This is a genomic window from Lysinibacillus sp. GW823-FHT02G10, from assembly GCF_058797135.1.
In genome coordinates this window covers 141314-161251 of record NZ_JBXAJI010000007.1, presented here as the reverse complement: position 1 = coordinate 161251, position 19938 = coordinate 141314, and the positions used below count along the sequence as shown (strand labels likewise).

Genomic DNA, 19938 nt, shown 5'->3' with positions numbered 1-19938 from the left:
TTTATATCTTCCCTTCTTCGCCTATATAACTGAAATCAACAGCCATTTGTGACACACTATAAAAATTTTTCACAAAAATAAAACGCTTAAGGGTAACCTAAGCGTTTGAGTCTCACTATTTTATTTTGTAGCTTGTTATAAACCCTTTAATAATTGGGATAAATACTCCTATCAATACAATGGGTAGGAACCACCATCCTAATGAATTTACCTCACCAAGACCAATACGAACCATCTGAATCGATATAAAAGCAAATAAAATGAGACAGATATTTTTTACTTGATTTAGTATTTTTCTGCTATTCAAATAAAATGCTTTTACATTACTTTCATCCAAACGTGACGGATAATTATGCATATGAGGTGCTTTTTCTAGCAGCCACATAACAATCCATAAAAATAAACCGATGAACGGAAGAATGAATAATTCTATTTTTGATCCCCATCGATCCACCTCACCTAATCCATTAAAATGACCAGGTATTTCATCAGGCAACTTACCCCATGCCAATATAATATAAAAGATGGATAAAATAAATATACTACCACCAATATAGTCCCATATCTTTTCTGATCTTGTTTTAGGTAACTTTAAAATTGGCCTATACATTTTCTCCACCCCTGTTCTTTTCCTTTACTACATCTACGTTATGACTACTATTAAAGTTTCAAAATTTATGAAAATTGACTTAATATTCAACATGCACCATTAATTATCCCTATTATTAGTAGCATTATAGCGATAAAATCTACTTTTTTTATTACTTCATATATAATTTATACCCATTTTCAAACTACTAATTACTGTAGAAATACTCATAATACTTTGTAAAATTCATATAATCTGATATAAATGATATATATACATATTTCATTATTTTGTAACATTTCTACTAATTACTGAGAAAGGATATTTCAACTATGCGATTTACTATCTACAAGAAATTATTACTCGGTTTTTTTATAGTTATTTTGGTACTCGTTACAACAATCGGCTTAAATATAAAACAGCTTGATTCTGTAAATAAGACCTATCGTACATTATTGGAGGAACAAACTACTAAATCTATAAGTATTCAGGAATTACGGGTGATTGCAAAACAGGAAATTGTCAGCATGCGAGGCTACTTACTACTTGGAGACAAACAAAACTTTCAAAGTAATCAAGCCTCACGCGAGGAATTCAAACAAAAATCAGAAGAATTAATGGCTACTTTAGATTCAGAAAAATCAATTAAGATGCTTGAAGCTATTAATAAAAGTGAGCAAAATGTGCAAGAATTTGCAGATCGTATGTTTGAGTTAAAAGCTGCTGGAGAAACAGAGAAGTACGAAAAATTGGATAGTACTCAAGGACGCTTAATTATTAAACAATTCGATGAACGTGTTGAAAACCTTTCTAATTATCAAAATGAATATGTAGAAGGTAAAATGGCTGCTACATCCAATCAAATTCAAGACATCAAGCTCCAAATGATGCTTCTTGGAGTCTTTGCTGTTGCCATAAGTCTGATAATTGCTATGGTTGTTGGTAGTCTAATGTCTCGTCCAATTAACGGTATGGCTAAAGCTGCGAAAAAAATAGCTGAGGGTGACTTAACAGCTGAACAAATTCGTATAAAGAATCGTGATGAAGTAGGTGATCTAGCGCTTGCGTTTAATCAAATGGCTACAAATTTAAAGGATTTAATTACGAATGTGCGCCAAAACACTGTACAAGTAAGTGGCTCTGCTGCTGAGTTAACAGCTAGTGCAGAGCAAACTATACAGGCTACAGAACAAATCACTTCTTCTATTCAAGAGGTTGCTAGTGGCTCAGAGGCTCAAGGGAAAAACGCAACTGAAAGCTCAGAAGCAATGAAAAACATGACAAAGGGTATACAACAATTAGCTTCTACTACTGCGGCTGTTTCTGAACTGGCAATCGAAACAAATTCAGAGGCTAAGAAAGGGAATGATTCTTTACATCGTGTTATCTCTCAGATGACAACAATCAACACGGCTGTTTTAGAGTCAGCAAGTGTTGTTAAAAATCTAGACGGGCATTCCATTGAAATTGGTAATATCATTGGCATTATTACTGATATTGCAGAACAAACAAACTTATTAGCACTTAATGCTGCCATTGAAGCGGCTCGTGCAGGCGATCATGGACGCGGATTTGCAGTCGTAGCAGATGAAGTGAAAAAGCTAGCAGAGCAATCAAAAAAATCCGCTGAGCAAATCGCTACCTTGATTTCTGAAATACAGCAGGATACAAACCGTGCTGTAACGGTGATGGATACTGGAACTCAAGAGGTTCAAATTGGTATGCAAGTAGTGAAGGTAGCAGAAGAAGGTTTCTCTAAGATTGTTGAGCTGATTGAGCAAGTATCCATGCAAATCCAAGAAGCAACGACAGTGTCAGAGGAGATGTCCTCTAGTGCAGAGCAAATCTATGCTTCCTTTGATGAAATTGCAACTATTGCACAGATGTCCTCATCTAATTTACAAAATGTTGCTTCTGCTTCCGAGGAACAATTAGCTACTATCGAAGAAGTAGCTGCTTCAGCAGCAACACTTTCAAATATGGCAGAAGAACTTCACACGCAAGTCTCTCGTTTTAAGGTAGAATAAAAAACTGCTCGTTTTCTTTAGGTTTATAGAAAACGAGCAGTTTCTTCATACAAAGAAAAATATCATGATTTTTCTACCTATCGTATGCTAACCCTACTCACCATTTTCTCCTAGTAAATACATTCTTCACTACTTTATTTTACACTTCACCAAATATCAAATTTTTAATAAAATAGACATTACTTAAGACAGAATTAAATAAATTTTTAGAATATTATTGACAGGCAGTTAATATCCAAGTAATATTGCTTTCAACAACACATTGCAGGCCAAGATTGGAAATAGTAAAAGTGTTTGTGTACTTGTAGAGAGCCGATGGTTGGTGTAAATCGGTAGGCACACATTTTGAACTCGTCCATGAGCTACTCCCTGAACTTTTTAGTAAGGGATGTCGGTTTCCTCCGTTAACAGGATAGACAGTGATAGCTGTCGATAAGGGGACTTTTTCTATAAAGAGAAGGTCAATTAGAGTGGTACCGCGAGCATAAACTCGTCTCTATTTTTAAATAGAGACGGGTTTTTTATTTTTTTAATGACTTATTGGCCTAAGTGTAGATTTTAGATACTAATCACTAAAAAGGAGTGTTTGAAAATGGGAAGAAAAATTTGGGTGTTTGATACAACTTTACGTGATGGCGAACAGGTGCCTGGAGCAAAGCTAAATCTTTATGAAAAAGTAGAGATCGCTCAGCAGCTGAAAAAATTAGGTGTCGATATTATTGAGGCTGGATTCCCCGCTTCCTCTCAAGGTGATTTTGATGCCGTCAAAGCTGTAGCTGAAAAGGTTGGCAATACAAACGACATTATGATTACAGCATTAGCACGTGCTGTAAAGGCTGACATTGATGCTGTCTATAATGCTGTGAAGTATGCTCAAAACCCGATGATTCACATGGTACTAGGAACCTCTGATATTCATGTGGAGAAAAAATTCAGCAAGTCAAAAGATCAAATTTTACAAATTGGCGTGGATGCTGTGAAATACGCTAAAACATTATTGCCGCAAGTTCAATATTCCACAGAGGATGCCTCTCGTTCTGACTTTGAATATCTTTGGAAAACAATTGAAGCTGTTATGAGAGCTGGCGCAACGATGATTAACGTTCCTGATACGGTTGGCTTTGCAGAGCCAGAGGAATTTGGAGAAATGATTTTTAAATTAAATGACCGTATGAAAAACTTAGATGATAGTGTTCTTTTAAGCGTTCATTGTCACAATGATCTTGGAATGGCAACGGCTAATACGCTAGCTGCAATTAAAAATGGTGCAGATAAGGTAGAGTGTACAATCAATGGTATCGGTGAACGCGCAGGTAATGCTGCATTAGAAGAAGTTGTCATGGCACTTAAAACTCGTAGCTCCGTCTACAATGCAGAAACACGTATTAATACAAAAGAAATTATGAATACTTCACGTCTTGTTTCTAGCTTTATGGGCTTAGATGTACAGGTCAATAAAGCCATTACAGGAGATAATGCATTTGCCCATTCTTCTGGTATTCACCAAGATGGTTTGTTAAAATCGCGTGATGCTTATGAAATCGTCCATCCTGAGGATGTAGGTCTTGATGATATGGAGCTAGTACTAACAGCTCGATCTGGTCGCCATGCAGTGAAAAATGCTCTTGAAAAATTAGGTTTTACTAATCTTTCAACAGAGGAATTTGAAGGTATTTTCGAAGGATTCTTAAAGCTAGCCGATGCGAAGAAAGAAGTATATGATCACGATTTATATGTTATTGTTGAAAGCTATTATGAAAAACATGATGCCAATAATAAAAATGCTACACATTATAGTGAGCAATTCTTTGATTTTGATGATCTCCAAGTCGTCAGCAATACAAGCTTCCCTTCAGCAAGTGTTAAGGTTCGAAAAGGCGGCGAAGTATTTAAAGCTAGTGCAGTAGGCTCTGGTCCAATTGATGCCCTCTATTCAGCCATTGCAGAAATTACAAATATGGATGTAAAACTAGTGGAATATAATATCAATAGTGTTTCACGAGGCAAAGAGGCTTTAGGTAAAGTAAAAATTACGATTGAGCATGAAGGCGAAAAGTATATTGCAAAAGCAGCAGATACAGATATTCTTAAGGCAAGTGCATTAGCCTATATTAATGCGATTAATAGCATTGTAGTGACAAAATTAACACCTGTTATGAATTAAATGAAAATAGCAAAGCAGTATGGCTCTTGCGCCATACTGCTTTTTCAATCCTAGCGACTATCCCTAACTAGTTTTTGATATTCCTCATCGATTCGTTCGATATCAAGACGTTCAAATAATGGTGTCACCTCTCGAATGACTTTAGGGAGATCTACCTGTTCATGCCACATCATTTCATTTATACCTAACATATTTCTTACTTTCTTTGCTGAAAACGGTAAGAAAGGATGCAGCAGCTGTCCTAAATTCGCAATGATATAGACGCAAGTTGCTAATGTACGATTACCTGCCTCTACGTTTTCTTTTACCTGTAGCCATGGCTGTTGTTCATCAAAATAACGATTAGCACCGCGAATATACTCAAAAATGGATTCTAACGCCTGCTTGAAATGACCACCTTCTATAAGAACACCCGCTTCATTAAACAATTGTACGGTTTGTTTTCGAATGTCGCTATCCACCTCCGCTTGTGGCACCTGACAAGCAAATGATTTCTCAATAAACTTCAATGTACGGTTTACAAAATTGCCATAGGCTCCGAGTAGTTCGCCATTATGGCTATAAATAAATTCCCGCCATGAAAAATCAGTATCACGATTTTCTGGCGCATTCATCGTTAAGAAGTAACGAATAGAGTCCGCATCATAACGGCTTAAAATATAAGGAACCCATACAGCCCAATTCTGACTAGTAGATAATTTGCGTTTTTCTAATGTTAAATACTCATTAGATACGATATGGGTAGGTAATGCCTTGGATCCAATTCCCATTAAAATGGCTGGCCAAATAACTGTATGGAATGGAATATTATCCTTCCCATGTACATAGTATGAAATGGTCTCTTCATTCCATAAATCTTCAATAGCTATTTGATGTTCTTTTGCCCATTCTAAGCTTGCTGTTAAGTACCCTGCTACAGCTTCAATCCATACATATATTTTTTTCCCTTCAAAACCTGGCACTGGAACATCTATGCCATTCGGTAAATCTCTTGTTACTGCTCGGTCGGGAACTCCCTCTGCCAAGTATCGCTCCGTTAACCCTAAAGCATTGTCACGCCAACGTTTCTCGACTTTTGCTTGTGCTAAATAAGACTCCAACCTTCCTTGAAATTGACTAAAGGTAAAATAAAAGTGCTCAGTTTCCCGAATAACAGGTTCGTTCCCACAAATTTTGCAGCGCTTATCAATTAAGTCCAATGGGTCTAAAATTTCTGAGCAGTTATCACATTGATCTCCCCTTGCTTTCGCTCCACAATTTGGACAAAGACCTTCGACAAATCGATCTGGTAGAAATTGATTATCCGTCTCACAGTAAGCCTGTTCAATTTTCTTTTTGTATAAGAAATTATTAGCCAGTAGCTGTAAGAAAAGGGCCTTAACGGATTCATGGTGGTGCTCCGCATCCGTTCTTGTGTACAAATCATAGGTAAATCCTAAATCATGAAAGCATCTTGTAAACTCATCATGATAGTGATTAGCTATAGCCTCTGTCGTTGTATTCTCTTGTGCGGCCCGTATAGAAATGGGTGTACCATTACAATCACTGCCTGATACATATAAAACCTGCTCGCCTTTTTGTCGGTAATATCTAGCCAAAATATCACCTGGTAATAATGCGGCAACATGCCCTAAATGCAAAGAGCCATTTGCATACGGCCAAGCGCCTCCAATAACAATCGTCATTCTAAATTGCTCCCCTCACAGAAAAAATGGTAAAAAAAAATCGCCCTAATCAAATCTGATTAGGACGAGTATACCCGTGTTACCACCTATATTTACAAATAGCTCACACTATTTGCCTCTATCAGTACGTCTTCATTCAAAAAGAGAGATACTGCCGCTGTTGTAACGAGTGCCCATCTCGTCGTAATCTACTGGCTAAAAAGCTTTCGGTACGAAGCTCAAAGGTCATTTTCAAAAGGGTTCACTTACCTCATTTCCACCAACAGAGGCTCTCTACAAAATGCTAATCCAATTTACTTTTCCTTCTCAATGCTTTTTCTATAGGATTGGCATTATTTTACGCCTTCTTGTGAGGAAATGCAATGTTTGTCTCTAAATCATCCCTTATTTTGATACACTTTCTTAAGTTAATCTAATGTAACCTTTACCAATGCAGTTAAATCATCAATTACTATATCTGCTTTTTCTAACTCCTTGTCTTGTGCAAAGTCAAAGCGAACACCTATTGATAGTAATTGATTGTCCTGTGCAGCTTGGATATCCGAAGAACGATCTCCTACCACTGCTCCATAATCAATTTTATTTTCATCTACAACTCTTTTGACCAGATCCGATTTATGCCCACTTGCAATTGCTTGAATGCTATAGATTCCCTTTATAAAACGCTCCAACTGATAGGTTTCGACGATTGCTTGTAAATAGTCAACCTGTCCATTACTCGCTATGTATAACGGATAATTCTCTGACAATGTTGCAAGGGTTTGTTCAGCGTTTGGATACAAAGCACCTTTATGTCCACGTATTTGCTCAATCAGCTTTACATGGAATAATACATTGCTCTCTTCTCGTATCTCTAAAGCATGCATAGGACATAATGTTTCCCACACAACAGGTAAAGGAACCCCCATTATTTCTCTATATTTTTCTATAGGTGTTTCCCCCTGCCACAAGCCGTTTGTCCGCAGCACATCAAATGTTGCATCGAGAGCAGGCTCTAAAATAAGATTGGTTTGAAATAATGTTCCATCCATATCAAAAATAAACGCTTTATTCATAAAATCTCTCCTTAATTAGTTATCAAAAAACGCCATATGCTGCTTTTCTTGCTTATAATAATCCAAACGATCCTGCAAAGTTCCTGTATGAAATTCAAATTTATGACCATCAGGATCTGTAAAGTAAATTGATTTTTTATCCTTTTCATCTCTTTGCCGACCTGCTAAAATATTGACCTTTAGCTGCACCAATCTGTCATACACCTTATCAAAGTCATCCTCAGCGATTGTGAAGGCAATGTGTGTATAGGAATGATGGATGTCATTACGGGGTATATCCTTTTCTACATTCAGAGCTAGCCACAGTCCATTTACATCAAAATAGGCTGTGCTGTTCCCCTTTACTAGCAACTTGGCATCGAATACTTTTTCATAAAAAGTGATGGATTCCTCTAAATTAGAAACTGAAAACAATAAATGATTGATGTTTTGAATTGTCATGGTTGTGCTCCTATTGATTATTTCTTCCCCTTTTTCATTCCCTTGGCTATTTGCTTCCACTTGCGCTGCTCCTCAAGTTTTGCTTGCGTATTTGTTTTGCGCTCCATATAAGCCAATTCTCTTTGCAGCTTAAAATAGCTTTGTAGGCGATATTGGTCCAAGTCCCCATCTACTATAGCTTGCTGGACAGCACAATAAGGCTCTTTTTGATGTGTACAATCACGATAACGACAAGCTGTTGCTAGTTCCTCAATATCTTGAAAGCTAGAAGCTAAACTATCCCCTTGATCCCACAATTGAAGCTCACGCATCCCTGGCGTATCAATTAGACAGCCACCAGCAGGCAATACTACTAGCTCTCGATGGGTTGTTGTATGTCGTCCCTTGGCATCATCCTCACGTATACCCGCTACTTTCATCAGTATCTCACCACATAAAGCATTTGTTAATGTGGATTTCCCTGCTCCAGAAGACCCCAATAGTGCCCCCGTGACCCCCTCTGTGAATAGCGTCTGAATTTCCATTAGACCTTCGCCCGATAGAGCACTCGTTACAAAGATATCCACACCAAAGGCTACAGACTCCACTTCTTGTACTAAGCTCGAAACATCTTCGCATAAATCAGCTTTTGTCAGGACAATAATGGGCTTTGCCCCTGAATCCCAAGCAGCCACTAAATATCTCTCCAAACGTCGAATATTAAAATCTGCGTTCAAGCTCATAACAAGTAACACAATATCGACATTTGATGCGACAATCTGTTCTTGAATTTCCGTTCCTGCAACTTTACGTGAAAATACAGATTTTCGTTGGAATAGCTGATGAATAATTGCTCGTGCCTCTCCGGGCATTTTCTCCACTAGCACCCAATCACCAACTGCTGGATAGTCCTCCCTCGCTAAAGATGTATACGCATAATGACCAGCAATTGTCGCAAGCCATTCTCCCTCTTCAGCTAACACCCGATAAGAATGCTTATGCTCTAAAGTAACCCTTGCAGGCACACAATTTTTTAATTTAGCCTGTTTTTTCATTTCTATCATTTGCTCTTCAAAATATGTTGTAAAACCTAATGTTGTTAAATTCAATTTATTTTCCTCCTAAACGTATGATGCCTCAGCGAAAATAGTTGTCATCCGCAAGAGGCCCTATCGCAATTCACCTTTTGGAACTACAATAAAAAACCTTGTAGCTGCAATTCGGCAGTTACAAGGTTTCACAGGCACGTTTAAAAGATACACAAATACCCCGAGTTATGGCACGGCGTCACTTTGTATATTTTAGGCGTGTGAAATTGAACAAACCGGATTGCAGTTCGCTAATTACAGATCTATTCATCATGTCACATCACCTACTTTCCATTTAGTTGTTATCAATATAGCTAAATTTTCAGAAATTGTCAATTACAATATTATAAGCATTTATTCCAATCATCCACGCATACAATGAACAAAACCATTAAATGCGAGGAGATGTTGGATTGCCTAAAATCATTTCAATTAGCACATATCAACCACCTTACACATTACAGCAAGATAACGCAGAGGAACTAACGAAAGAGCTTTTTTATGCAAAAATTCCAAAACTAGAGCGCTACTTAAAGGTTTTTGAAAATGGTGGCATCAACACACGCCATTTTTGTGTGCCAGCTGAATGGCATCGTACGAATCACTCCTTTGAAGAACGTAATAATTTATATATTGAGTTAGCTACACAATACAGTGTAAGTGTCATTCAAGCATGTTTAGCTAATACAGCTTTTTTATCCTCACCTATTCCTACTGAGGACATCGATGCCATCATTTTTGTTAGCAGTACAGGAATTTCAACACCTAGCATTGACGCACGTGTTATGAACAAGCTTCCCTTTTCAGATCGACTTAAACGCATTCCTCTATGGGGTCTTGGTTGTGCAGGAGGAGCCGCTGGTATAAGCAGAGCCTATGATTTTTGTAAAGCCCATCCACATGCAAAGGTACTTGTCGTTTGTGTCGAGTTATGTAGCCTCACTTTTCAGCCAAATGATTTTTCTAAAAGTAATTTAATTGGTGCTTCTCTTTTTGCCGATGGTGCAGCATGCATACTTGTTTGTGGGGATGAAGTAGCTATCGCAACAAAAAGGCCAACCCCTAATATTCTAGCTACAGGTTCTAAATGGATGCCAGATTCGGAAAATGTAATGGGTTGGGATGTGAAAAACAACGGGCTTCATGTCGTTTTCCAAAAAAGTATTCCTTCTATTATTACCAATTGGCTTGGACCTTTCATTGAGCAATTTTTAATGAAACAAGGACTGTACAGCGAACAATTGACTCATTTTATTGCGCATCCTGGAGGAAAAAAGGTATTAAAAGCTTACGAAGATACACTTTATCTATCTCCCCAAAAAACCGACATTTCTCGGGAAATATTGAGACGACATGGTAATATGTCATCACCGACAGTGCTATACGTATTAGAGCAGTTTATGTTAAATGAAGGACAAGTGGAGGATACAGGCTTGCTCGTAGCTCTTGGCCCTGGTTTTTGTGCAGAAGCTGTATTATTAAACTGGAGGGAGTAACATGATCTTCTATTTTATTTTTATCCTTGTCGTTCTACAAAGATTGACAGAAGTTGTGATTGCCAAGCGCAATGAGAAATGGATGCTTTCACAAGGAGCCTATGAAGTAGGTGCTTCACACTACCCCTATATGGTAGCCATGCATATTAGCTTTTTTCTGTTTTTAATAGTGGAAATCGTCACAAACAACAATGGTATCTCGCCCTTATTTCCGTTATTTTTTATATTATTTTTAGCAGTGCAGGCTTTGCGGATCTGGTGTATTCGCTCTTTAGGCACTTTTTGGAATACAAAAATCCTCATTTTACCTGACGCACAAGTTGTTCGTAAAGGGCCATATGAATATATGCGCCACCCCAATTATGCGGTAGTTTGTTTAGAAATCCTTTTGCTACCACTCATGTTTCAGGCTTACTTTACAGCATTTTGTTTTACATTACTCAATATTACAATGCTTTCTGTCCGAATACCTATAGAAGAAAAAGCATTACGAGATGCTACTAATTATAATCGTGTATTTCAAAAGAAGATTTCGGAGTCTTAGCCGAAATCTTCTTTTCTTCTTTATTGCCATTCCCAGTTAAAGGGATCTTGTAGACGTTCCCAAGGGTTCCGAAACTCTTCATTTGTTAACAAACAGTTGTCCAACTGTTTAGTGATGTCTTCTCGATCTAGATCAATGCCAATAATCACAAGTTGTGTCATTCGATCTCCGAACTCTTCATCCCAATCTTCCAATACTTCAGGGCTTTGCTGGAATACATCCTGCTGCTGGGCTTGAGAAAGTGCCGCTACCCAATAAGAGACTGGTTCAATTTTTGCAGATGACCCCGCTTGCGATAATAATAGCGCAACTTCCTGATGTCTTGCACTCCAAATAATACCCTTCGCTCGTACTATTGAATCTGGCATGTGATCACACCACTCAACAAAGCGCATCGGATGAAACGGTCTTTTGCGTTTATAGGTAAAAGAAGAGATCCCGTACTCCTCAGTCTCTGGTGTATGGTTTTCATGACCAAGCTCCAACTCCTTTAACCAACCAGCCGATTCAGAGACACGTTCAAAGTCAAAGCGCCCCGTATTTAAAATTTCAACTGGATCAATAACACCATTTGTTGTACGTATAAGTTTTGCCTCAGGCTGTAATGCACGTAAAATACGTTCTAATCGCTCAAGCTCCTCTGAGGATACTAAATCGCACTTATTTAAAATAAGGACATCACAAAATTCAATTTGATCAATGAGAAGGTCTGCAACATCACGCTCATCTAATTCACCAACAGCTTCCTTCCGCTCCAATAAGCTTTCCCCAGACTGAAAATCATGCCAAAAACGATGGGCATCTACGACAGTAACCATTGTATCTAATCGACAAAACTTCGTTAAATCAATGCCAAGCTCCTCGTCTAAATAACTAAATGTTTGTGCAACTGGAATCGGCTCACTAATCCCTGTCGATTCAATCAAAATGTAATCAATATTGCCTAGCTTCGAAAGACGTTCCACCTCCTGCAATAGATCCTCTCGTAATGTACAGCAAATACAACCATTCGATAGCTCCACAAATTTCTCTTCTGTACGTGATATACCGCTACCATTTGCGATAAGCTCCGCATCAATATTAATTTCACTCATATCATTCACAATAACAGCGACACGTAAATCTTTTTTGTTTTGCAATACATGATTCATCATTGTTGTCTTACCAGAACCTAAATATCCACTCAATACTGTAACAGGAATTTTCTTTGTCATTCTTACAACTCCTTAAATCGTAATCATTACTATTTACAATTTGTAATTAAATCATATTACTTTGGAAAATGCAAAGCTTTTTATTACTAGTGAAATTAAACTTGACAATCTCCAGTGAGAAATATATTGTTTAAATCGTAATAATTACTATTTAAAAGGAGGTCCTTCAATGCGTGTACAAGTAACACTAGCCTGTACTGAAACAGGTGATAAAAACTATATTACTACTAAAAATAAACGCAATAATCCCGAAAGATTGGAGCTTAAAAAGTACTCCCCTCGCCTGAAGCGTGTAACCCTGCATAGAGAAACAAAATAATATTGGAATGGGGGGTCATGATGAGATCCTCATGAGCGGGTCTGACCTGTTTTAGAGCGGTGTCTTCTACTTTGTGAGCGGGGTTAACCTGCTTTGGAGCGCCTTCCTCTTCTTTGTGAGCGGTTGAACCTTCTTATAAGCTTTTTATGCAAATCAAAAAATGACTGTTTCAAAGGCATATCTTTGAAACAGTCATGATGAAATTTTATAGCTAAAGCTGCTCACTATTGATTTCTAACGCTAGTTCATTCAATTTCGCTTCTAATTCATCGAGCATGCGTAATCTAAAATCTATTTGTTCGTCAATATTAACTCCTTGTTTCATTGATGTGCTACCATCCTTAGATTGTTTCTTTAATGCAACGATTTCATTGGATAATCTCTCAATATCTAGATTTTTCGTCTCTAACTCACTTAGTAAATGTCGATGAAGGTTGTCTGATTCTACTTTCTCTCTATGGTATTTTTCTAGTGTCTCTAAAATATTCTCCATTTGTTTACTTGCTATGGTTGTATAGTCACTTAACTTTTTATCTATGCCTTCCACAATAGACCTTTCATTTGAATCGATCGAAGCCTCCTTTGATGCTTGAAATTTGTCCATCAATGACTTTTTTTCAGCCCGCAATTCTGCCAATTCCTTTAATAATGCCTCAATGGATGCAATTTGCTTTTTTCTTTGCGCTTCTCTCTTCTGAATTTCTTCATCGTAAGCTTGCAATTCTTTATCAAAGTCTCTTTTCAACTTTAGGAGTTCCATCGAAAGTTCTTTTTTATGCCTTGTTAATTGAACATTTTCTCGTTCAAGTCGAAGAACCAAAGCATAATAATCACTATCTCTAAGTCTTTTTACTTCATTTTTGTACTTGGCTAACTCGGCCCTTAAAAAAATAATCATTTGTTGGAGCTGTATTGGATCATTGTTTTTCACAATATCATTGTCCATCATCACACCCCCTAGCCTGAATATCTTTTTAGTAAATCGACCACCTCTTCAAGCTGCTCTCTACTTTCCTCTAGTAAATCATCCAGCTGCTTCATCCATTTTTCTTCTAACTTTGAATTCTCTATTTGTTCAACATGACTCTTTTCGTCTGAAACAAGATAGGCTATTAATAGCTGTAATGTACTTTTTTCAAGAAAGGCAAAGCTATTATCTTGTTCATTACGACGACTTAGCTGTTCCTTTACTAATTGTTGAATTACACTACCAAACTCTTGTTTTTCGTTGTCACCCATTGTCTTCCTCCTGTGTTTGGCCCATTCCATTTAGATTAATTGGATTTAAAACAACAACACCTTCTGTGAGCTGATCGCAATATGTAAAACCCATAATCGTGCCTGAATATGATAAATTATGGGACCATTTTATTTGAAAATTGGTAAATGAAATGGTTTCATTCGGTTCGATTGTTGATTTACCAACTGGTCTCAGCCAATACTCCTCTTTGCTTGATTTGTCATTAAAACGCTCCCACTGACTCTGCCCCTGAGTTTTAAAATTCGGAGTGAAATTTTCATGAACATATCTCCCTGAAAAATAAAACGGTGACTCCTTGGGTATTGTTATACACAAAGATGGGTTCGTGACGGCTGCACTACCAATATTACGAATATGATAGGAGCCTAAACATAAACTCTCTTGCTCAGGATCATAAGAAATATTAAGTGCAGTTGTAAAATAACTAATGAGGTTAATCCTATTCGGAATTGCTAATTCCTCAACCAACCTTTTAATATCATGAACATAGGCATTTGTTTGTTCTTTTAGTGCCTGTATCTTGTCTTCAATACGATCTGCCACTTTAAACCTCCTTGTTATTTCCATTAAAAAAAGAGAGGATTACCCTCTCTTCATAGTATGACTTTCTTCTTTTTGTTATCACAATTAACCAACAGTTGGGAAAATAACTGGGCATTGTTGTGGACGAACCGCAGTTGGACATGAGAATGGTAAGTCTGCTCTTGGTTCGCAGAAAGTTGCTAAAAATTCCACAGTAACTGGGAATGTAGATTGAATACTTTGACAAACAGCAACAGTAATTGTCAACGCAGAGAACGTGATTGTACCTGCTGCAGCACCTGTTCCAACACTAAGTGTTCCAGTTGTACAAACGAAGCAATCTAAATCTGTGTATAAAATTTCAACGTCTGTTCCCTTAGGTGCACATAATGTCACTTGCTCACAGCGAGAAACTGGAATATTATTGCTTGTGAAAACAGTACCATTAGGTAAAGTAACGACAATTGTTAGAATGAAGTTCTTTTGAACATTTAGATGTTGCAGACAAACAGTTGATCCATCAATAGAGAATTGGCGATTCTCACGGTTCAGAATCACAATTGGATTTGTAGTTGCTGGAATTACTCGACAAGTAACAATAGCACCTGTTAAGTCAGTAGTTGCTGTAACACCTGGGAATGTAATTGGTCCAGTAGGTGAAATATCAAACGACATTTCTTTTACAATCCAGTCGTATACCTTATCAACATTTATACAGATTAGTTCCTGCGCCTGGGATGGCATATGCTCTTGCATCCTTTTGACACCTCCATAAAATTTTTATCTTTCGTTTGTAGCATATGTTTTTCAGCTATAAGTGCATGGGCTAACAAATAGTTACATTGGATATTTATTAAAATCAATCAAGATTTGTTTTCATACTCCTCCCTCATTAACGAGACGAATCAAAATGTTGAAAGAACCGTTATATTTGTAACAGAAAGTCAATATTTTTAATAAACTAATAATGGACTGAAAGGGGTGAACTACAATGGAAGAGTCAAAATTGTATACCACTCAAGAAATTGAAAATTTAAAGGAAAAAATTGAATCTTATAGAGAATCGTTAACCTCGTTAAAAATGGGGAAGTCAATTGAAGATTTCCTTTATATGAAGCAGGAGTTTGATGGACTAAAAACACAGATGGCCCATTTAGAAGGGATTACAGAGACATTGGATACTAAACAAAATTCATATATAAAAGGATACGACGATCAAATTAGGGTTCTTTCAACACAGCTTGAGTCTTTGAATCAAACCATTGAAGGAATGAACCAAGAGATTTTATCAATTTTAAATAAACTGTTACCAGTTAAAGGAAATGATGCAAAAACCATAATGCCCTCCATTGACATGCCTGCTCAAACCTATTCTAATCTTTTACCTAGACAACCTAGAATGACACAGACAGCAGATCAAACTACAATTACATCAGCACAACCTTCTTATAGACTACTACAAAGTGTGGCAGGTAAAGCCAAAAACCACCAACCAAATGTAAATATCGGGGGTCCCTCTCCTCAGAATGGTCTACCGGAAACTAAACCTGAAGAACGGCATTTTAATCAGCAATATTTCCAATCAATCAATACGCACCCCAGCCAAATATACAATGGTTTATACAGAAACACGACAGTTGAATCCACCTTCCATTTTAAAAATGCCATGGATGCAAAGGAAGTTCCAGTAAGTGTATATGATCCATCTGCCGTACAGCCTGCTTCAAGAGAAGAAAACATCGAGAATGATACTTTACAATCTTCTATAGTTAATGAATCAGATAGCACTAAAACTGAAACATTAAATAATCCTATGGAGGCTGTGAAAATTGAGAATGAACATAACAATCTTGAGAATCCCATTGTAACGAATGAATCGATAGAACAAGTTATCTTGGAGCAACTTAGCGAACCTGTTAGTCAAGACATTGAAGCAATAGCTAGTGAGCCTCTCAACCAAATCATTGCAGAAACAGTAGCAGAACCTTCAGCTATAGATCATTCTCCTTCATTGGAAACAGAAGAATATGTTGAAGTGTATCATGCTGATGCAACCTATGAGGTTCATCTGTCCTTTGAAGAAGAGATCATGCAACTTGAATCTGTAAACAAGCCGATTGAGGAAGACCATAAAAAGGGAAAAAACTCATTTTTCGATTTCTTTAAAAGATGGAGTTAACATTATCTTAAACATCCACTATGTCAAAACATACATAGTGGATGTCTTTATGTGTCAAATAAAAGCAGTCATTAAGAAATCATTGAATTTATAGGTGAAATAGATAATTGCCCTTAACCCCTAATCTGAAATGAATAGAATAATGAAGAAAGGGGGTGTAAAAATGTGTTTGAATAACTCAATGTGTGGCTGTTCAGGTAACGGTCATGGTAACGGGGAGTGTACTGCACTGGGACCTTTTGTTGCAATTGACGCTGCATGTATTACTCCACCAGTAGCTACTGGTTCTATTATCCCATTCTCATCAGGAATAACTCCTGTTGCTTTAGTGTCTCTTGCTACTGGTTTAGTTGGTACTGTAAGTCTTGTTGGATTTGGTACATCTGTTCCAGGAGTTGCTCTTGCTGGCGTTAATATCGATTTAACATCTAGTCTTGCTACTGAAGCATTTACGGTTCCACGTCCAGGTACAATTACATCTATTTCTGCTACAATCTCAGCAACTGCTGCTTTAACTCTAACTGGAACAGCGACTGTCAGAGCACAGATTTACCGCGCAGTTCAAGGAAGCAATGTATTCAGCCCTACTGCAGCATTTGTTGATTTATTACCAGCTTTACCACTAATAGCATTAGCAGTAGGTACGATTGCAAGTGGTAATGCAAACGTTTCAGTACCTGTAAGTACTGGTGATCGTTTACTAATGGTATTCTCTATGACTACTACAGGAGTTGCTGCTACACTTGCTGGTAACGCAAGTGCTGGTATTACTATCGTATAAAATAAACTTAAATAAAAAATGAAAACAAGTGATTTCCTTATTAGCAGAAATCACTTGTTTTTTCATAAAACATCCATATTTATTTAACCAAAGCATTCTGAATATGTGCCAAATGATGCTTACCATGCCATGCATAAAGGCCAATTGCATGCTCAAGAGTCGTCAGGCCTGAATCAGGATGATTAAAGGCTCTTTGTAATTGTTCATCCGATAAGCTTGACAGTAAATAAACCCAACGTTCATGTAAGCTTTCAATTAAATTAAAAGAAATTGCTACTGGCATTTCAGAATCTGGTAGCTGTGCCCATTCTGCCTCATTGTATGGCTTAATGGTTGGTACATCCTCTGTTAAAGCTAGCTTAAAACGAATATAGCTATTCATATGACTATCAGCAATATGATGGACTAGCTGTGTCACTGTCCAGCCATTTTCACGATAAGATTTTACTAAGTCTTGCTCGCTTGCACCACTTAATGCCTCTGCAAGTTGTTTTGGTAACAAACGAATTTCATTAATCCACTCTAGTACTTGCTGTGAATTCATTTCTTTGGGAAATTGGAATTGTCCAATAGGATAACGTAAATCTTTCATATTGCTGACCTCCATTTTACTTTTTATCTTACCAATTTAATATTTTTCTTGCTACAACCTTGCACTGTAATTATCTATGTTCAATAGCTTTTCGTATTTACATATTCTTTCTGAATGGCGTCTTCAGCATCTTGTGCATTTCAGAAATATGAAAGCAATACACAATGCAAGCTTACATGCGCACACCATACACCTCCTTTCCCAATACATATACAAACATCAAAAACCCTTATTTTATAAGTATAAATAATTATAAAATAAGGGTTTACTATTATTCCTGGATATCGTATATCAACGTATCAAAGTATTTTTCATTTGTATACAGTAGAATAGCCCATTCACCAGGCTTAGGAACTTTCACATGAGAAGGTGTATGGGCATCTGCTCCATTAACAGGTCCTCCGAGTCCTATGCTCCAACCATTCACTAAAATCGGTTGTATGACTTTAGAGTCTCTATGGTATCCAATAACCGTTAATTCTGTATCTCGTACTTCATCTATTCCCCATAGATGCCACATCCATTTTTGTGTGCTTAAACTTGGCATATCTGCACCAATGACACCCGACTTATCAGCATTACCAATAATGCCTCTATCACCAAATTCCACTGCCTTTTGATTCCAATCAACTGATGCAATATCACTTTCTTGCACAAAATCAGGTAGATCCTCTGGCATTGTAACATTTGCTTTGTCTGTACAACCCACTAAAAATAATAGCAATATACATACAAATACAACTCGTTTCATAACATCCCCCTTTCTTATGAAACGTTTGTTTTAACCAGATTGTTACAGATAATTCTGTAAATTATGAAACTATCATTTTATCTTACTCTTTACAATATCAACTAATGACTTTAATGGATGGAGAATTGTAATTGCCGTGTGATCTTGAAATCGTTGCGCTGCATCCACCATCGATAGCTGGGCAACTGATATGGATTTTTCTTCAGCTGACAAAGTATGTAAAGCCCTTAAAATAGCATCATCATATGCTTCCTTTTTCCCCTGCATAATGAGATTAAATGTATGCTCAATAATTTTTCCCTCTACATCTACTGATACTCCTTGATGCTTAGCATATTGGTGAAGTCTTGCCATCGTTCCTTCGACAGTTGCAGGATTTGTAAAAAGAATAAATTGAGGCTGTTGCTTACATATACTTTCAAAATAGGGCTCATCTATCTTTATGATAGGGATCGAGGAATCGAGCAAAGTTTCATCCTCTAATAAAGCAATATAATTTGTACACGTTATTAAAATGGCATCCACATCACAACTAATTATCCATTCAATTTGCTCCTTAACTTTACGTGCTAAACCATCACTACCTTTAGACACGTGCTGTATTACGCCAGGGTCTACAAAATGGAGTATCTCTATGTCTTCAGCGCTTTGAAAAGCCTGCTCAATGTATTGTATATTGGAATAATGAGCATGCAAGCAGCCGACCTTTTTTCTCAATTAAACTCCTCCTCATTGGAAAGTCTCTTTTCCATTGTTGCTATTACTAGAGAGTTACCATTACGATTCTTCACCATTTCCTCTTTCGTTACAACATAACCTAATGAACGATATAACTCAATATTACGTGGGACACTCATACGTACTTTGCACTGACTAATTGTTATTCCCTTCGATAGTGCATATTGTTCAAGCCAAGAAATTAGTGTTTTAGCTAAACCTTGTCCCTGTCTTTCTGGGATAACTGAAAGTCTAAAAAAATAAATTCCCTTTGTACTGAGGGTAAACCTTACCATGGCAACTGGCTGTTTATTGATATAGCCAATAAACGCTTGTTCACTTTGCTGCATTGCCTGCTCAATAAAATCCACCGTTTCACTTAGTGCACTGGATGGTGGAGTGGCTTTTTCATATTCTTGAAACGCCTGTAGCATCACCTGATGTATAACTGGGGCATCCTTGCTCTGTGCTAAAACAATTTCCATCCTAAAGCACCTCTTATCGTTTTTTATTCATAATAGTGCATGTTAAAAC

21 protein-coding genes and 2 other annotated features are annotated in these 19938 nt (G+C 37.2%); of the genes, 7 read left to right on the top strand and 14 right to left on the bottom strand.

The window, feature by feature from the left end:
• Nucleotides 1-115: 115 nt before the first annotated feature.
• The gene (locus AC1RFD_RS19030) at nt 116-610 is read right to left on the bottom strand and encodes a DUF1648 domain-containing protein (protein WP_048394119.1); all 495 of its coding nucleotides are present in this window, start codon (nt 608-610) and stop codon (nt 116-118) included.
• 311 nt (nt 611-921) lie between these two features.
• On the opposite strand from AC1RFD_RS19030, the gene AC1RFD_RS19025 reads away from it, so the two are divergent.
• The gene (locus AC1RFD_RS19025) at nt 922-2616 is read left to right on the top strand and encodes a methyl-accepting chemotaxis protein (protein WP_054549644.1); all 1695 of its coding nucleotides are present in this window, start codon (nt 922-924) and stop codon (nt 2614-2616) included.
• Between the two features lie 262 nt (nt 2617-2878).
• Nucleotides 2879-3117 (top strand) — a binding site (T-box leader).
• 91 nt (nt 3118-3208) lie between these two features.
• Nucleotides 3209-4780, top strand: a complete 1572-nt coding sequence (locus AC1RFD_RS19020; RefSeq protein WP_036079516.1) for a 2-isopropylmalate synthase — start codon at nt 3209-3211, stop codon at nt 4778-4780.
• Between the two features lie 50 nt (nt 4781-4830).
• On the opposite strand, the gene metG is transcribed toward AC1RFD_RS19020, so the two are convergent.
• From metG to rsgA, 4 genes are all read right to left on the bottom strand, one after another.
• Nucleotides 4831-6465 carry a methionine--tRNA ligase gene (metG, locus tag AC1RFD_RS19015; protein WP_054549645.1) on the bottom strand — a complete coding sequence of 545 codons (1635 nt, stop codon included), beginning with the start codon at nt 6463-6465 and terminating at the stop codon, nt 4831-4833.
• Nucleotides 6466-6522: 57 nt separating this feature from the next.
• Nucleotides 6523-6784 (bottom strand) — a binding site (T-box leader).
• Between the two features lie 88 nt (nt 6785-6872).
• The gene (locus AC1RFD_RS19010) at nt 6873-7520 is read right to left on the bottom strand and encodes an HAD hydrolase-like protein (RefSeq protein WP_054549646.1); all 648 of its coding nucleotides are present in this window, start codon (nt 7518-7520) and stop codon (nt 6873-6875) included.
• Between the two features lie 15 nt (nt 7521-7535).
• Entirely contained in the window at nt 7536-7961 is a 426-nt protein-coding gene (gene fosM, locus AC1RFD_RS19005; RefSeq protein ID WP_054549647.1) for a FosM family fosfomycin resistance protein, read from the bottom strand.
• 17 nt (nt 7962-7978) lie between these two features.
• On the bottom strand, nt 7979-9049 hold the full coding sequence (rsgA, locus tag AC1RFD_RS19000; protein ID WP_103118927.1) for a ribosome small subunit-dependent GTPase A: 1071 nt from the start codon (nt 9047-9049) through the stop codon (nt 7979-7981).
• A gap of 392 nt (nt 9050-9441) precedes the next feature.
• Here rsgA and AC1RFD_RS18995 point away from each other — a divergent pair, with 392 nt between their 5' ends.
• Nucleotides 9442-10524: a type III polyketide synthase gene (locus AC1RFD_RS18995; protein ID WP_492475183.1), complete on the top strand. Its 1083-nt coding sequence runs from the start codon at nt 9442-9444 to the stop codon at nt 10522-10524.
• 1 nt (nt 10525) lies between these two features.
• A complete protein-coding gene (locus AC1RFD_RS18990) occupies nt 10526-11068 on the top strand; it encodes an isoprenylcysteine carboxyl methyltransferase family protein (RefSeq protein WP_036079526.1) in 543 nt (180 codons plus the stop codon).
• Between the two features lie 20 nt (nt 11069-11088).
• Here the strand turns inward: AC1RFD_RS18990 and AC1RFD_RS18985 are convergent, their stop codons facing one another.
• Complete coding sequence (locus AC1RFD_RS18985) at nt 11089-12282, bottom strand: GTP-binding protein (protein WP_054549650.1); 1194 nt, start codon at nt 12280-12282, stop codon at nt 11089-11091.
• A 169-nt stretch (nt 12283-12451) separates the two neighbouring features.
• Here AC1RFD_RS18985 and rpmG point away from each other — a divergent pair, with 169 nt between their 5' ends.
• A complete protein-coding gene (rpmG, locus tag AC1RFD_RS18980) occupies nt 12452-12601 on the top strand; it encodes a 50S ribosomal protein L33 (RefSeq protein WP_004231780.1) in 150 nt (49 codons plus the stop codon).
• Nucleotides 12602-12812: 211 nt separating this feature from the next.
• Here the strand turns inward: rpmG and AC1RFD_RS18975 are convergent, their stop codons facing one another.
• The 4 genes from AC1RFD_RS18975 to AC1RFD_RS18960 all read right to left on the bottom strand — a co-directional run bounded on the left by AC1RFD_RS18975 (nt 12813) and on the right by AC1RFD_RS18960 (nt 15140).
• Nucleotides 12813-13547 (bottom strand): hypothetical protein, encoded by a 735-nt coding sequence (locus AC1RFD_RS18975; RefSeq protein WP_492475182.1) that lies wholly within the window; start codon nt 13545-13547, stop codon nt 12813-12815.
• Between the two features lie 11 nt (nt 13548-13558).
• Nucleotides 13559-13840 (bottom strand): hypothetical protein, encoded by a 282-nt coding sequence (locus AC1RFD_RS18970; RefSeq protein ID WP_048394106.1) that lies wholly within the window; start codon nt 13838-13840, stop codon nt 13559-13561.
• On the bottom strand, nt 13833-14405 hold the full coding sequence (locus AC1RFD_RS18965) for a hypothetical protein (RefSeq protein ID WP_048394104.1): 573 nt from the start codon (nt 14403-14405) through the stop codon (nt 13833-13835). Before AC1RFD_RS18965 ends, AC1RFD_RS18970 begins: the two co-directional genes overlap by 8 nt.
• An 84-nt stretch (nt 14406-14489) precedes the next feature.
• Entirely contained in the window at nt 14490-15140 is a 651-nt protein-coding gene (locus AC1RFD_RS18960; RefSeq protein ID WP_004231775.1) for a BMQ_0737 family morphogenetic spore coat protein, read from the bottom strand.
• A gap of 235 nt (nt 15141-15375) precedes the next feature.
• Between AC1RFD_RS18960 and AC1RFD_RS18955 the strand changes: the two genes are divergently transcribed.
• Nucleotides 15376-16563 carry a hypothetical protein gene (locus tag AC1RFD_RS18955; protein ID WP_066037978.1) on the top strand — a complete coding sequence of 396 codons (1188 nt, stop codon included), beginning with the start codon at nt 15376-15378 and terminating at the stop codon, nt 16561-16563.
• A gap of 163 nt (nt 16564-16726) precedes the next feature.
• A complete protein-coding gene (locus AC1RFD_RS18950; protein WP_054549653.1) occupies nt 16727-17344 on the top strand; it encodes an exosporium glycoprotein BclB-related protein in 618 nt (205 codons plus the stop codon).
• Nucleotides 17345-17423: 79 nt separating this feature from the next.
• On the opposite strand, the gene AC1RFD_RS18945 is transcribed toward AC1RFD_RS18950, so the two are convergent.
• The 4 genes from AC1RFD_RS18945 to AC1RFD_RS18930 form a co-directional block, all read right to left on the bottom strand.
• Nucleotides 17424-17936, bottom strand: coding sequence for a YfiT family bacillithiol transferase (locus tag AC1RFD_RS18945; RefSeq protein WP_048394098.1), 513 nt, complete (start codon nt 17934-17936; stop codon nt 17424-17426).
• 271 nt (nt 17937-18207) lie between these two features.
• On the bottom strand, nt 18208-18687 hold the full coding sequence (locus tag AC1RFD_RS18940; protein WP_054549654.1) for a DUF4871 domain-containing protein: 480 nt from the start codon (nt 18685-18687) through the stop codon (nt 18208-18210).
• A gap of 72 nt (nt 18688-18759) precedes the next feature.
• Entirely contained in the window at nt 18760-19404 is a 645-nt protein-coding gene (locus AC1RFD_RS18935; RefSeq protein WP_066037976.1) for a hypothetical protein, read from the bottom strand.
• Complete coding sequence (locus AC1RFD_RS18930; RefSeq protein ID WP_066037975.1) at nt 19401-19889, bottom strand: GNAT family N-acetyltransferase; 489 nt, start codon at nt 19887-19889, stop codon at nt 19401-19403. The genes AC1RFD_RS18935 and AC1RFD_RS18930 overlap by 4 nt, the downstream gene beginning before the upstream one ends.
• Between the last annotated feature and the right edge of the window lie 49 nt (nt 19890-19938).